The sequence below is a fragment of the Pseudoduganella buxea genome (assembly GCF_009720835.1).
Taxonomy (GTDB): Bacteria; Pseudomonadota; Gammaproteobacteria; order Burkholderiales; family Burkholderiaceae_D; genus Rugamonas; species Rugamonas buxea.
On record NZ_WNKZ01000041.1, the window covers coordinates 19,229 to 33,782 of the forward strand.

General features: G+C 64.5%; 14 protein-coding genes. 8 read left to right on the plus strand and 6 right to left on the minus strand.

Translation table 11 applies throughout. The annotated features are described in order from the left end of the window. Positions 1–626: 626 nt before the first annotated feature. The 3 genes from GM672_RS14985 to GM672_RS14995 form a co-directional block, all read right to left on the minus strand. Entirely contained in the window at positions 627–1,916 is a 1,290-nt protein-coding gene (locus tag GM672_RS14985) for a TRAP transporter large permease (RefSeq protein WP_155471340.1), read from the minus strand. Continuing rightward, entirely contained in the window at positions 1,913–2,473 is a 561-nt protein-coding gene (locus GM672_RS14990) for a TRAP transporter small permease (RefSeq protein WP_155471341.1), read from the minus strand. Before GM672_RS14990 ends, GM672_RS14985 begins: the two co-directional genes overlap by 4 nt. Positions 2,474–2,560: 87 nt before the next feature. Next, entirely contained in the window at positions 2,561–3,553 is a 993-nt protein-coding gene (locus GM672_RS14995) for a TRAP transporter substrate-binding protein (RefSeq protein WP_155471342.1), read from the minus strand. A 165-nt stretch (positions 3,554–3,718) separates the two neighbouring features. Between GM672_RS14995 and GM672_RS15000 the strand changes: the two genes are divergently transcribed. The 4 genes from GM672_RS15000 (at position 3,719) to GM672_RS15015 (ending at position 7,625) form a co-directional block, all read left to right on the plus strand. Then, positions 3,719–5,716: a sensor histidine kinase gene (locus tag GM672_RS15000; protein WP_155471343.1), complete on the plus strand. Its 1,998-nt coding sequence runs from the start codon at positions 3,719–3,721 to the stop codon at positions 5,714–5,716. Positions 5,717–5,740: 24 nt separating this feature from the next. Further along, on the plus strand, positions 5,741–6,328 hold the full coding sequence (locus tag GM672_RS15005; protein ID WP_155471344.1) for a response regulator transcription factor: 588 nt from the start codon (positions 5,741–5,743) through the stop codon (positions 6,326–6,328). 7 nt (positions 6,329–6,335) lie between these two features. Further along, positions 6,336–7,100 (plus strand): AAA family ATPase, encoded by a 765-nt coding sequence (locus tag GM672_RS15010; protein ID WP_155471345.1) that lies wholly within the window; start codon positions 6,336–6,338, stop codon positions 7,098–7,100. A gap of 111 nt (positions 7,101–7,211) precedes the next feature. Continuing rightward, entirely contained in the window at positions 7,212–7,625 is a 414-nt protein-coding gene (locus tag GM672_RS15015; RefSeq protein WP_155471346.1) for a BLUF domain-containing protein, read from the plus strand. A 46-nt stretch (positions 7,626–7,671) separates the two neighbouring features. On the opposite strand, the gene queG is transcribed toward GM672_RS15015, so the two are convergent. Further along, positions 7,672–8,763, minus strand: a complete 1,092-nt coding sequence (gene queG, locus GM672_RS15020) for a tRNA epoxyqueuosine(34) reductase QueG (protein ID WP_155471347.1) — start codon at positions 8,761–8,763, stop codon at positions 7,672–7,674. A 43-nt stretch (positions 8,764–8,806) separates the two neighbouring features. On the opposite strand from queG, the gene tsaE reads away from it, so the two are divergent. From tsaE to GM672_RS15035, 3 genes are read left to right on the plus strand one after another with little or no spacing between them, the layout of a single operon-like run. Beyond that, a complete protein-coding gene (tsaE, locus tag GM672_RS15025) occupies positions 8,807–9,292 on the plus strand; it encodes a tRNA (adenosine(37)-N6)-threonylcarbamoyltransferase complex ATPase subunit type 1 TsaE (protein WP_155471348.1) in 486 nt (161 codons plus the stop codon). Then, on the plus strand, positions 9,256–10,701 hold the full coding sequence (locus GM672_RS15030) for an N-acetylmuramoyl-L-alanine amidase (RefSeq protein WP_155471349.1): 1,446 nt from the start codon (positions 9,256–9,258) through the stop codon (positions 10,699–10,701). The genes tsaE and GM672_RS15030 overlap by 37 nt, the downstream gene beginning before the upstream one ends. A gap of 11 nt (positions 10,702–10,712) precedes the next feature. Further along, positions 10,713–11,513 carry a D-hexose-6-phosphate mutarotase gene (locus tag GM672_RS15035; protein ID WP_155471350.1) on the plus strand — a complete coding sequence of 267 codons (801 nt, stop codon included), beginning with the start codon at positions 10,713–10,715 and terminating at the stop codon, positions 11,511–11,513. Here the strand turns inward: GM672_RS15035 and GM672_RS15040 are convergent. Further along, entirely contained in the window at positions 11,497–12,489 is a 993-nt protein-coding gene (locus GM672_RS15040; RefSeq protein WP_155471351.1) for a carbonic anhydrase, read from the minus strand. The two genes, GM672_RS15035 and GM672_RS15040, sit on opposite strands and share 17 nt — an antisense overlap. Positions 12,490–12,592: 103 nt before the next feature. After that, the gene (locus GM672_RS15045) at positions 12,593–13,237 is read right to left on the minus strand and encodes a VTT domain-containing protein (RefSeq protein ID WP_155471352.1); all 645 of its coding nucleotides are present in this window, start codon (positions 13,235–13,237) and stop codon (positions 12,593–12,595) included. Between the two features lie 167 nt (positions 13,238–13,404). Here GM672_RS15045 and GM672_RS15050 point away from each other — a divergent pair, with 167 nt between their 5' ends. Further along, positions 13,405–14,334, plus strand: a complete 930-nt coding sequence (locus GM672_RS15050; protein WP_155471353.1) for a peptidylprolyl isomerase — start codon at positions 13,405–13,407, stop codon at positions 14,332–14,334. Positions 14,335–14,554: the final 220 nt, after the last annotated feature.

Consider the following 14,554-nt stretch of genomic DNA (forward strand, 5'->3'; position numbering starts at 1 on the left):
TGCTGTTGCGATGATGCTACACCACCGGCGAAAAAAAACGCACCCTCGGGTGCGTCAAGTATAAAAAAAACGCACCCTCGGGTGCGTCAGGTATAAAAAAAACGCACCCTCGGGTGCGTTTTAACTGGTGCCTTGGCACGGTTCCGGTTGTTTGGTCCCGCTGCGGCGTAGCTTGTGGCCGCCTGCAGCAGTGATGCCAACAACATTCTTGAACCGCGTGTCTCCTCGCTTTATCGCGCCGTCTCCGGCAGCCTTCTTATTTACCACTCCCCACTAACTTGCGTATTCGTTGCTACCTTGGTGCATATCCTTATTCGTGCACCAAACCAGAGCGAGGCAATCATAACTGATCCCACCCCGTTTTTCTCCAGTTTTTTTATAGCAAGACACAATTTGGCTCATGTGACAATCAAGTGTGGCAACGGCCGTGGAAAGTATGCTAAGGAAGCGCTGATTTATTGCTGATGGATGAGATTGGTCTTGAAAATGTGTCCAGCAAGATGCGACTGCCCCGGCATACCGGGGTATGGCGGGGCAGTCGTGGCGCGGCTAGGCGCGTTTTCTCAGGCTAAGATCGCCGCCATGAATAAATCAGCGGTTCCCCAAGTGCCTTGGAATTGATTCCCTCAGCCTACCGAGCCGTACACGAGGCGCGGCAGCCACAGCGAAATCTCCGGCACGTACGTCACCAGCATCAGGAAGCCCAGCATCGTCAGCAGCCATGGCATGACGGCCACGGTCAGTTCGGAAATGCCCATCTTCGTGATGCCGGATGCCACATACAGGTTCAGGCCCACGGGTGGGTGGCACATGCCCACTTCCATGTTGACGACGATCAGGATGCCGAAGTGAATCGGATTAATACCCAGCGACACGGCGACGGGGAACAGGATCGGCGCCATGATCAGCACGATCGACGACGGTTCCATGAAGTTGCCGGCGACCAGCAGGATGATGTTCACCACCAGCAGGAAGGCAATCGGCCCCAGGCCCTGGGCCGTCAGCCATGCCGCCATGTCCTGCGGAATGTTCTCGCTGGTCATCAGGAACGAGAACAGCACGGCGTTCGTGATGATGTACAGCAGCATCGCCGACATCGAGGCCGAGTCCAGCAGCACCTTGCCGACCTGCTTGATCTTCAGGTCCTTGTAGACGAACACGGCGATGACAAAGGCATACACGGCCGCCATGGCCGCCGCTTCCGTCGGCGTAAACATGCCGGAATAGATGCCGCCCATGACGATCACGATCAGCAACAGGCCCCAAGCACTCTTGCGGAAGGCGGCCAGGCGCTCGCCCCACGTGGCCTTCTGCATGCGCGGATAGTTGTGCTTCTTCGCCAGTACCCACGTCGTCAGGCCCAGCAGGAAGGCCAGCATCAGGCCAGGCACGACGCCGGCCATGAACAAGGCGCCGACGGAGGTATTGGTGGTCACCGAATACATCACCATCACGATCGACGGCGGAATCAGGATGCCCAGCGCGCCCGAGGTCGTGATGACACCGGCGCCGAAGCGTTTCGGATAGCCCTGCTTGACCATGGCCGGCAGGATGATCGAGCCGATCGCCACGACGGTGGCGGGGCTGGAGCCGGAGACGGCCGCGAACAGCGCGCAGGCCATCACGCCGGCCAGCGCCAGGCCGCCGTGCCAGTGGCCCACGCAGGAGCTGGCGAAGTTGATCATGCGCCGCGCCACGCCGCCGTGCGTCAGGAAGTTACCGGCCAGGATGAAGAACGGGATGGCCATGATCTCGAACTTCTCGATGCCCGTGAACAGCTTCAGTGCCACCGATTCGATCGGCACATTGGTCATCGTGAAGAGGAAGGTCAGGACCGTCAGGCCCAGCGAAATGGAAATGGGCATGCCGGTCAACATCAGCACCAGCAGCAGGGTAAAGATAATCAGCGCGTTCATGCTTTCGCTCCTTGGACTTCTTCGTCCAGGCCTTCGACGTGTGAGTGGTCATGTTTCGGCAGGTCGCCGGTGCGGATGAAATGCACCATCACCTGCAGGAAGCGGAAGCACATCAGGTAGGAACCCAGCGGCACGGCCAGGTAGACCCACCACATGGGAATTTCCAGGTCGGCCGACGTCTGTTCGGTGTGGCCGATTTCCCACACAAAGGTCGCGCCCAGGGTGCCGACGATGCCGGTAAACACGGCACCGGCCAGCAGGCCGAAGATGATGAACTTGCTGCGCCATGGCGTCGACAGGCGGTTGATGACGACGTCGACACCGACGTGGATGCCGGTGCGCACGCCATAGGCCGCGCCGAACTTGGCCATCCACACGAACATGTAGATGCACAGCTCCTGCGCCCAGCTCGTATTGATCTGGATAAGCTCGTCCTGCAGCCAGCCGATGGGCAGGCCGGACATGTAGCGGTGCAGCACCGCCATGAAGACAATGAGGGTGGCAGCGCCCATCAGGGTCGCAATGATCCACTCTTCCAGGTGGTCCAGGAATTTCATGATGTTCTTTCAGAGAGAACGGGGTCGTAAATGGGGAATTGCTGCGGGGCGGCAGGACGCCGCCCCGTGTTTACTGCAAAGCGAAGATTACTTCGCGCCTTCCTTGTTGATCGCGTTGATCAGGTCGGCGCCGATGCGGCTTTCCATCTGCTTCTGCACCGGGGACAGGGCCTTCTTCCACTCGGCCTGTTCCTGCGCGGTCAAGGTGATGAACTGGGTCTTGCCCGCCTTCTTCATCGCTTCCAGGGCGAGGTCGTTGTCGCGCTGGGCGATGGCTTTTTCATACGTGGTCGCTTCGCGCATCGCGCCTTCCAGCGCCGTGCGCAGGTCGGCCGGCAAGCCGTCCCAGAACTTCTTGTTGACGATAACGGCATAGCCCAGGTAACCGTGGTTCGACAAGGTGGCGAACTTCTGCACCTCGTGCATCTTCTGGGTGTACATGTTCGACGGCGGATTCTCGGTGCCGTCCACGACGCCGGTCTGCAGGGCCTGGTAGACCTCGGAGAAGGCCAGCACCTGCGGGTTGGCGCCCAGTGCGCGCATCTGCGCGTCCAGGACTTTCGACGACTGGATGCGCAGCTTCGTGCCGCGGAAGTCGGTCGGCGTGCGCAGCGGCTTGTTGGCCGACATGATCTTGAAGCCGTTATCCCAGTACGCCAGGCCCGTAATGCCCTTGCTTTCCAGTTTCTTCAGCAGGCCCTTGCCGATCGGGCCTTCCGTGACGTTGTACAGCGCCGTCTTGTTCGGGAAGATGTACGGCAGGTCGAAGACTTCGAATTCCTTCACGCCCAGCGGACCGAACTTGGCCAGCGACGGTGCCAGCATCTGGACGGCGCCCAGTTGCAGGGCTTCCAGTTCTTCCTTGTCCTTGTACAGCTGGCTGTTCGGATAGACCTCGACCTTGACGCGGCCGTTGGTGGCTTTCTCGGCCAGCTGCTTGAAGCGCTCGGCGGCCTGGCCCTTCGGCGTGTCCGTGGCGACGACGTGGCTGAACTTGATGACGATCGGTGCCTGGGCGAAGGCGGCGGAGGTAAACGATGCGGTCGCGGCCAGCGCGACCAGGATGGTCCTGAGCTTCATGTGTGTCCCCAAAAAGAGTTGGTCTATTATCGGCTGTCAGTCATGTGCGCGGCGCACCGGTCCCGCAGCCTTATTCTTGCCGTCCCATTCTGGAGAAGGGTGACGCAAGGGGCAACTGTGGAAAACCACAATACCGAAGTGTAGCAATTTCATTACTCTCCGACAATGATCAATTCTTCCCGGCTGGCCGCGCGCCTGCCCTTCCCGCACGCGATCCGGTGGCTGATGCCGGTCGTGCTGGTGTTGTTTTTCCTCGCCATTTTGATCTGGCTGCCATGGCAGGCACGCCAGATGGAAAGCAGCGAGCGCCAGGAGCAGCTGATCGCCGACACCTTGTGGGTCGAGCAGACCATCCGCTTCCAGATGGCCCGCCACGAGGAAAGCGTGCGCGGCATCGGCAACGAGATCCTGGCCGGCACCGCGCCGGCAAGGCTGCACGAGCGCATGGCACGCCTCCTGAAGACGGGCACGGAACTGAAACGGGTCATGTGGATTGGACCCGGCGGGCACGTACACGCCTCCAGCGACGAGGCGCCGCCCGCCATCGCCGCGCTGACGCAGGCTTCGCGCGACGCCCTCGAGCGCGCCCGCAAGGGCCGCAGTCCCGTCTACGGCGAACCGCAGGCGGAAAGCGTGAACCCGGCCGGCACGCCGGGCGCCATCATGTTGGATTACCACCTGCCCCTGTTCCGCGGCAACGAGTTCCTGGGCAGCGTCGTCGCCACCTACCAGCTCTCGGCCCTGCTGGACGAAATGGTGCCGTGGTGGTTCGCCCAGGACAACCAGATCACCCTGCTCGACCGCGACGACCGCGTGCTGGCACGCCGCGCCGCCGCCGGCCCGGGCCACGGCGTCTACACGCACAAGCGCGCGCTCGACCTGCCCGGCGTGACCGTCACCCTGATGACGGACAGCGTCAAGAGCGAACCGAAGCTGCTGCCCAACCTGCTGGTGGGCTCCGTCATCGTGCTGTCGCTGGCGCTGCTATGGAGCCTGCTTGCGCTGTGGGGCCATATTTCGCGCCGGCTGGCCGCCGAGGATGCGCTGCGCCAGCAGATGGCGTTTCGCACGGCGATGGAAAATTCGCTGGTGACGGGCCTGCGCGCACGCGACCTGGAAGGGCGCATCACCTACGTCAATCCGGCCTTCTGCCAGATGGTCGGCTACAGCGAGGAAGAACTGGTGGGCCGCTCGCCGCCGATGCCCTACTGGGCGCCGGACGTGATGCCCGAATACCAGCACCGGCTGGCCAACGTACTGGCCGGCACCGTCACGCCCCAGTTCGAGACCATCTTCCAGCGCCCCGACGGCACCCGCATCCCTGTGCTGATCTTCGAGGCCCCGCTGGTCGACAACGAGGGCCGGCACACGGGCTGGATGGGCTCCATCCTCGACATCTCGGACCGCAAGCGCATCGAGGAACTGAACCGGGAGCACCAGGAAAAGCTGCAGGCCAGCGCGCGCCTGGCGACGATGGGCGAAATCGCATCGATGCTGGCACATGAACTGAACCAGCCGCTGGCGGCCATTTCCAGCTACACGACGGGCGCGCTGAACCTGCTCACGCGCCCGGACGGCAGCAACGCCCCGGTCGACAGCGGCAAGCTCAGGCCCGCGCTGGAGCAGGCCGGCGCCCAGGCCCGCCGCGCCGGCACCATCGTGCGCAGCGTGTTCGATTTCGTGAAGAAGCGCGAGGCGGAGCGCCAGGACGTGGCGCTGGCCGATATGCTCGACAGCATCCGCGCGCTGATCGACCTGCAGGCGCGCCACCACCAGGTGGTGTTCCAGGCCGCGCTGCCGGCCGGCCTGCCGCTGGTGCGGGCCGACCGCATGATGGTCGAGCAGGTGCTGCTGAACCTGACCCGCAACGGCATCGAGGCGATGGCCAACGTGCCGCCCGCGCGCCGCCTGCTGCGGCTCGAGGCAAGCCACGACGGCGCCGCCGGCCAGGTCGCCGTCAGCGTCATCGACAACGGCCATGGCATTCCCCAGGAGGTGGCCGAGCGCCTGTTCTCGCCGTTCTTCTCGACCAAGGCCCAGGGCATGGGCATGGGCCTGAACATCTGCCGCACGGCCATCGAGTTCCACGGCGGCACCCTGACGCACCGCGACAACCCGCAAGGCGGTACCATATTCACTTTTACGCTGCCCGCCGCGGCGTAGCCCCCAAGATTACGGAGTTCGGAAATGCTGCATATCGTCGATGATGAAGAAGTAGTGCGCGATTCGCTGTCGTGGCTGGCCTCGTCGCGCGGCATCGCCGCCGCCACCTACGATTGCGGCGCCAAGTTCCTGGCCTGGGTCGAATCGAAGGCCTTCGACGCAGCCGGCGACTGCGTGCTGCTGGACGTGCGCATGCCCGACATGAACGGCGTGGCCGTGTTCGACCAGCTGGCCGCGCGCGGCCTGACCCAGCGCCTGCCCGTGATCTTCCTGACCGGCCACGGCGACGTGCCGATGGCCGTGGACACCTTGAAGCGGGGCGCTTTCGACTTCTTCGAAAAGCCCTTCAACGACAACGACCTGATGGACCGGGTCCAGGAAGGCCTGGCCAAGTCGCTGCATGCCAGCGCCAGTGCGGCCGTCCACGCGCGCCTGGCCACCCTGTCCACGCGCGAGCGCGAAGTGCTGGACCTGATCCTGGCCGGCAAGATGAACAAGGTGGTGGCGGACGAACTGGGCATCAGCATGCGCACGGTGGAAGTACACCGCGCCCATATCTTCGACAAGATGCAGGTGAAGACGGCCGTCGAACTGGCGGGCCTGCTGAAGTAAGCCGGCGATGACACTGTCGTCCAGCTTCGCCATCGACGTCACCTTGCGGCGCGATATCGTGCCGGACTTCGAGCGCTACCCGTTCAACCTGCCCGCCGTGCGGCACCTGACGGTGCTGTCCTTTCACCCGGCCGTCACCTTCATCGTCGGCGAGAACGGCAGCGGCAAATCCACGCTGCTCGAGGCCATCGCCGTGGCGCTGGGCTTCAACGCCGAAGGCGGCAGCCGCAACTTCAACTTCGGCACGCGCGCCTCGCATTCGCCGCTGCACGAATTCATCCGCATCGCCAAGGGCTTCAGGCGCCCGCGCGACGGCTACTTCCTGCGCGCGGAGAGTTTTTTCAATGTCGCCACGGAGATCGAAAGGTTGGAGGACGACCCCAGCGGTGGGGGCCTGATCGACGCCTACGGCGGCGTTTCGCTGCACGAGCAGTCGCACGGCGAATCGTTCATGGCCCTGCTGACGCACCGCTTCCGTGGAAAAGGCCTGTACGTGCTGGACGAACCGGAAGCGGCCCTGTCGCCGCAGCGCCAGCTGGCCGCGATGGCGCGCATCCATCAGCTGGTCAAGGGCGGCTCGCAGTTCATCATCGCCACCCACTCGCCCATCCTGATGGCCTACCCGGACGCCAAGATCTACGCCTGCACGGCCGACGGCCTGCGCCGCACCGACTACATGGACACGGAGCACTACCAGGTGACGCATGACTTTCTCGCCAATCCGCAGCGCATGCTCGATATGCTGCTGGCCGACGACGACGAAGACGACTAGCGCGTCGTCGTGGAAAACCAACGGTGCACCGATTGCGCGCGCCCGTTTGGCGCCAGGTGGGATATATTCCACACGGCAACACCCACTCAAACCCTTTCCCGGCGGCCCTCGATGTCACTCCACCAACTCGTCTACCTGAGCCAGTCCACCCGCAAGATGTCGAAGGAATACCTGCTTGCCCTGCTGAAGCAGGCCAAGGCCAATAATGCGGCCATCGACGTCACCGGCAGCCTGTTCTACAACGGCGGCTGGTTCATGCAGGTGCTGGAAGGCCCGGAAGCGACGCTCGCCGCCCTGTACGCCAAGATCACGAAAGACCCGCGCCACCATGACACGCGGCTGCTGTACAAGGAACCGGCGGCGTACCGCACCTTCGTTCGCTGGAGCATGAACATGACGAACCTGGAAGACCGCCAGGCCGACAAGTACGAACAGCTGGTGGAGGTCATCGAGGCCGCGAAAGCGGGCCGCAAGATCAACGCCATCTCGCCGGCCGTGACCCTGCTTAATCTCTTCAAGAGCTGAGGGGTCAAGTCGAACCCTGCAGGTCGAACCCTGCAGGGCCGACCCGTCAAATCGCATGGCGCGCCAGCGCCCACGCCACGTGCTCGCGCACCAGGGCCGACGGATGATCCGCGCGCGACCGTAACGCGGCCACGATGGCGGCATCGCCCCGCGCACCGCCGGCGGCCGCATTGCCCAGGCCGACCGCCAGGTTGCGCAGCCACCGCTCGTGGCCGATGCGCCGGATCGGGCTGCCTTCCATATTGCGGTTGAATGCTTCCTCGCTCCACGCGAACAGGTCCACCATGCCGGCGCTGCCCAAACCGTGGCGTTCGTCGAAGTCCGGCAAGGTGGCGCGCTGGGCGAACTTGTTCCATGGGCAGGCCGTCTGGCAGTCGTCGCAGCCATACACCCGGTTGCCGATCAGGGGCCGGAACTCCTCGGGGATGGCGCCCTTCAGTTCGATGGTCAGGTAGGAGATGCAGCGGCGCGCGTCGAGCCGGCCCGGGGCGACGATGGCGCCCGTCGGGCAGGCCGTGATGCAGGCGCTGCACTGGCCGCAGTGGGCATCCGTCGGTGGGTCGACCGGCAGCGGCAGGTCCACCAGGATCTCGCCCATGAAGAACATCGAACCGGCCGCACGGTTGATCAGCAAGGTGTGCTTGCCGCGCCAGCCCAGGCCGGACTTTTCCGCCAGCGGCAGTTCCATCACGGGCGCCGAGTCCGTGAAGACGCGGTAGCCGAATTCGCCGACGGCGGCGCGCACGCGCTCGGCCAGCTGCTGCAGGCGGGCGCGCAGCACCTTGTGGTAGTCGCGGCCCCGGGCATAGACCGAGATGACGGCGGCGGTGGGGTCGGCCAGCCGGGCATGTTCGCGTGCGCGCCAGTCCTCGCCGGCCGATTCGGGCAGGTAATTCATGCGCGCCGTGATGACCCGCACCGTGCCCGGTACCAGTTCGGCCGGACGGGCGCGCTTCATGCCGTGCGTTGCCATATAATCCATTTCACCGTGCATGCCGGCGTCGAGCCAGGCCTGCAGGCCGTTTTCCGCGGCGGCCAGGTCGATATCGGCGATGCGCACTTCGGCAAAGCCGAGTTCCTTCCCCCACGCCTTGATGGCGGCGGACAGCGCGGTCAGTTCTTCGGGGGACGGAGACATCGGACGGTACAATGGCGGCAGGAACAATCCACCATTTTATGCGATGCAGCACTACAAAGCCCACCTTCGTGACAAATCCCACACGGCCGCCCTGGGCGTGTCGCTGGCGCGCGCCCTGCTTCCCGGCATGGCCATCTACCTGCACGGCGACCTGGGTGCCGGCAAGACGGCGCTGACACGCGCGCTGCTGCATGCGGCCGGCCACCAGGGCCACGTGAAGAGTCCCACGTACACTTTGTCGGAACCTTACCGCGTCATGCTCGATGGCCAGTCCATCAACATCATCCACTACGACCTGTACCGCATGGGCAGCCCGGAGGAATTCCTCGACGCCGGCTTCCGCGAGGATTTCGACGGGCGCAACGTCTGCATCGTCGAATGGCCGGAAAAAGCGCAGGAAGTCTTGCCGCAACCGGACTTGCGCATCATTCTCACCGTGGCGGGCGATGGTCGTGATGTAGAATTGCAGGCGTCTTCCGCATTAGGTTCGTCATGCCTGCAACGCCTCCATTTCCCGCAGATACTCTGACTGCGTCCCGTACCCCGAACGCCCGCAACCGCCGCACGGTCCTGAAGGCCGGCGGTGCGCTGCTGCTGTCGGTGTTTGCCACCGTGCCTGCGCGCGCCGCCCAGATCATGGCCGTGCGCGTGTGGCCGGCGGACGACTACACCCGTGTCACCCTGGAAAACGATGCGGATCTGAAAACCTCGCACTTCATCGTCAAGGATCCGGAACGCCTGGTGGTCGACATCGAGGGCCTGGAACTCAATCCCACCCTGAAGACGCTGGTGGCGAAGATCCAGTCGAACGACCCGTATATCAAGCAGGTAAGAGTAGGCCAGAACCGGCCGAACGTGGTGCGGCTCGTGTTCGACCTCAAGGCACCGATCCGGCCGCAGGTATTTACGCTCGAACCCGTAGGCGCCTACAAGCACCGGCTGATCTTCGATCTGTACCCGGTGCAGGAAATCGACCCGATCGCGGCGATGATCGAAAAAGGCGAGTGGTCCAGCGACGGCAAGCCGGTCGGCCAGCCGCCCGCGACGCCGGCCGATGCGCCGGCCGAGACCATCGGCAATGCCCTGCCCCTGCCGGACAACAAGCTGCCGGCGCCGGGCGTGCCGTCCGATGCCCTGCCCCGTCCCGACATCGCGGCCGTGCCGCCGAAGCCGGTGCCGCCGCCGGTGGCCAAGGTGGAACCGAAGAAGACGCCGAACGACAAGCTGGTGCGCATGCTGACGGTGGCGCTCGACCCGGGCCACGGCGGCGAGGACCCGGGCGCCATCGGCGCCAAGGGCAGCCGCGAGAAGGATATCGTGCTGGCCATCGCCAAGCGCCTGAAGTTCAAGATCGAGGAGCACCCGAACATGCGCGTCATGCTCACGCGCGACGGCGACTTCTTCGTGCCCCTGAATAAACGGGTGGAGAAGGCGCGCCAGGTCGATGCCGACCTGTTCGTGTCGATCCACGCCGATGCCTTCGTTTCGCCCAGCGCACGGGGCTCGTCCGTCTTCGTGCTGTCGGAAAAAGGCGCCAGCTCCTCGGCCGCGCGCTGGCTGGCCAACAAGGAAAACCAGGCCGACCTGATCGGTGGCGCCAACACCAAAGGCCACGACCCGCAACTGGCCAGCGTGCTGTTCGACCTGTCCACGACGGCGCAGATCAACGACAGCCTGAAGGTGGGCAAGGCCGTGCTGTCGCAGATCGGCGGCATCAATAAGCTGCACAACGGCGCCGTCGAACGCGCCGGCTTCGCCGTGCTGAAGGCGCCGGATATTCCGTCGATCCTGATCGAGACGGCCTTCATCTCGAACCCGGACGAGGAAGCGCGCCTGCTCGACAACGCCTACCAGGACCAGATCGCGGACGCCATCGTCAAGGGTATCCGCTCATACTTCGCCAAGAACCCGCCGCTCGCCAAGAACCGGCTGACCTGAGGAAAAACAATATGAAGATGGTGACTTTCGGCCAATTGCCGGCCGTGTGCATCACTGCGCCCGACGGCGCCACCGCGACGATCGCCCTGTATGGCGCCCACCTGGCGTCGTGGACGACGGCGGACGGGCGCGAGCGCCTGTTCATGAGCGACAAGTCGCCCCGCGACGGCAGTGCCGCCATCCGCGGCGGCGTGCCCGTCATCTTCCCGCAGTTTTCCACGCGCGGCACGGGCCAGCGCCATGGCGTGGCGCGGCTGTCGCACTGGCGCGTGGCCGACAGCGGTCTTGACGCCGGCAGCGCCTGGGTCGAACTGGCGCTGACGCACGAGGACGTGCCTCCGACGCTGGCCGCCGGCTGGCCCCATGCCTTTGCCTTGCGCCTGCGCTTCACCTTGCGCGGGGACGCCATCGACATGCGCTTCAACGTGCGCAACACGGGCGACGCACCCTTCGACTTCGCCGCCGCCCTGCATACCTATTACGCGGTGGAAGACTTCACCCGCACCGTGGTCGAAGGCCTGCCGGACGAGTCGCCGCTGTACTTCGGCCCGAAGCTGGACAATATCTATGCGGCCCCGCCAACGCTGGCCCTGCACACGGGCGCGGGCACGCTGGCCCTGCAGCAGCAGGGCTTCACGGAATGGGTGGTGTGGAATCCCGGCGCGGAAGGCGCCGCCGCCCTGAACGACATGGCCGACGACGAGTGGCAGCGTTTTGTCTGCATCGAGCCGGCCCGCGTCGACAAGAAGGAACTGGCTGCCGGTGCCGAATGGACCGGCCAGCACTCGATCGCGCTTACTGCGATTCCTTGATCATGCGGCCCGAGTTGGCCTGCACGGGCCGGGCATTGAAGGGGTAGAGGCGCGAGAACAGCGCCATCTGCTCGGGCGACGCCTGCAGCGGCTCCTTCATCACCAGCCACAGCACGCCTTCCGTGCACGGCGGCTCGGACAGCGAACCCATATAGGTGTAGTAGTCGCGCCGCTGCGGCAGCAGGTCGTTCGGGTCGAACACGATGGACGGCGTGAAGGTATCCTTCTTCTCCAGCGGCAGGTTGTTCCAGACCGTCTGCACGGCCGGCTGCGGGCGGCCCCGCTGGATCATCAGCGCCAGGATGGCCGTGTGGCCTTCCACGTCCTTGTGCACCAGGTGGATGCCCATCTCGAAACTCTTGCCGTTGACACGCTCCTCGGCCGGGCGATGGAAGTGCAGCTGCTGCAGCTCGTAGGTGCGGCCCGCAACGGATAGGTAATTCCCGCCGCCCAGCTGCACCTGCACGGTGTGGCCGTTGTCCGTGACGCTGAACGAGGACGGGCGGTAGTCGAAGGCGATCTGCTCCAGGTCGACCTTGATGCCGTCGCGGATGTCGATAGGCGACTGGCGCGCGCCGCCATTGCACTTGTTCCAGCCGGCGTTGATCTTGCTCCAGTTGGCCGGGCCGAATTCGCCTTCATAGGTCCAGTAGGTGCCGTTGGCCGGTGGCGGCGGCGCCGCGGCGATGGCGGCAACGCGGGCCGCCCTGGCCGCCGCATCCTTCTTGGCCTTGGCGGCGGCCGCCATGCGGGCGGCCTGGTTGGCACGCATCGCGGCCAGCCGTTCGGCGATCTTGGCCGACAGCTCCGCTTCGGCCATTTCTTCCTGTTCGCGGGCGGACGGTTTTTTCGACGCGGCCTCCTTCAACGAGGCCTTCGACGGCAGGATGGACGGCCTGGCCGACGCGGGGGGATCGTTCGCGCTGGCGGTCCCGAAGGCGAGACAGCAGGCAGTGAGGGCGATCAGCTTGCGCATAGTAATCCGGAAAGTAAACAACATTAACCGGATTAACGGATGCCCTACGGCAAAACTTTAGCGCCGGAGCGGTGCCCCGGCGCAATCTTTCGCTTGGCTTGGCTTACTTGCCCATCACGCGGCGGCTGAACTTCCACAGCCCGCCCAGCGCCACCGGCACGACGGCCACGGCGACGCCGAACAGCACGATGGCCGTCAGGTTGTCGCGGATGATAGGGATATTGCCGAACAGGTAACCGGCCGTGCACAGCGAGATGACCCAGGCCAGCGCGCCGGCGAAGTTATACATCTGGAAGCGGGCGAACGTCATGTCGGACACGCCAGCCACGAACGGCGCGAAGGTACGCACGACAGGCACGAAGCGGGCCAGGATGATGGTCTTGCCGCCATGGCGTTCGAAGAACTCATGGGTGCGGCGCAGCGCGTCCTTGTTGATCCACCGGTAGTTGTGCGTGAACACGCGCTGGCCGACGGCCTCGCCGATCAGGTAATTCGTCGTATTGCCCAGCACGGCCGCCGTGATCAGCAGGAACATCAGCAGGCCCAGGTGCATCTGGCCCGTGGCGCAGAAGGCGCCGGCAATGAACAGCAGCGTATCGCCCGGGAAGAAGAACAGGACCACGACGCCGGTTTCCGCAAAGATAATGGCGAACAGCACCGCATAAACATAGACGCCGTATTCAGCAATCAAAAAGCCCAGCGTCTTGTCGACATGGACCAGCATATCCAGCAGTTGAACGAAATCCATAAGTATCCCAAAAGGTTGCGGCGGAATCATACACCAGGCAATGGCCAGCATGACACCTGACTGTGGTGCCCCATATTTTCGCAGGCAATAGACTTTCCAGTGTAACCATATTCCGCACTACAATCCTTAGACTTTGCTTAGCAAGCAATCAACCTGGAGAGATTCGCATGCACCTCGTGTTTTCATGCAGGAAGCGGACGGCCGCGGCGGCCCTGGCGCTGCTGGTGTCGAGCCCGCTCGTGGCGGCCAGGGAGCTGCCGCCCAAGCCCACCGTGGCCGACGTCGTCAAGGCGGCCAAGCCGGGCGAATGGCGCGTGCCCGACCCGGACAACACGCTCTACCTGGAAATCCCCACGGGCCGCGTCGTCATCGAACTGGCGCCCGTGTTCGCGCCGCGCCACGTGGCCAATATCCGCACGATGGTGCGCGAAGGCTATTTCGACGGCCTGGCCATCCTGCGCTCGCAGGACAACTGGGTGGTGCAATGGGGCGACCCGGACGAGAAGAATCCCCGGGCCTTGAAGACGGCCGAGGCCAAGCTGCCGGGCGAATTCACCGTCCCATTGAGGACCGACACGGCCTTCACGCGCCTGCCCGACCGCGACGGCTATGCGCCGCAGGTGGGCCACTCGAACGGTTTCCCGTCCGCGCGCGATCCGAAAACGGGCCAGGCCTGGCTGGCGCACTGCTACGGCATGGTGGGCGTGGGCCGCGACTCGGCCGCCGACAGCGGCAACGGCGGCGCCCTGTACGCCGTCATCGGCAACGCCCCGCGTCACCTGGACCGCAATATCACCGTCGTGGGCCGCGTCATCGACGGCATGCCGCTGCTGTCCGTGCTGCCGCGCGGCGCCGGTGCCATGGGCTTCTATGAGAAGCCGGAGCAGATGGTACCGATCAAGTCGGTCCGCCTGGCCGCCGACGTACCGCCCGAGCAGCGCAGCCGCCTGGAGATCCTGCGCACCGAGTCCGCCAGCTTCAAGGCCGTCGCCGAAGCCCAGCGCAACCGCGGCGGCCCATGGACCAAGGTCGCCGCCGGCCACGTCGACCTGTGCAACGTGCCGATTCCCGTGCGACAAGCCGAGCGAAATCAGTAGAGCCCGTGTCAACATCGGGGGCGTAGTTGGGGTTTCATGGAGCACTGCTCCATGCCAACGAAGCGGACATGGCTTGCAAGCCATGTCTCCTCCGTAGTTGGGGTTTCATGGAGCACTGCTCCATGCCAACGAAGCGGACATGGCTTGCAAGCCATGTCTCCTCCGTAGTTGGGGTTTCATGGAGCACTGCTCCATGCCAACGAAGCGGACATGGCTTGCC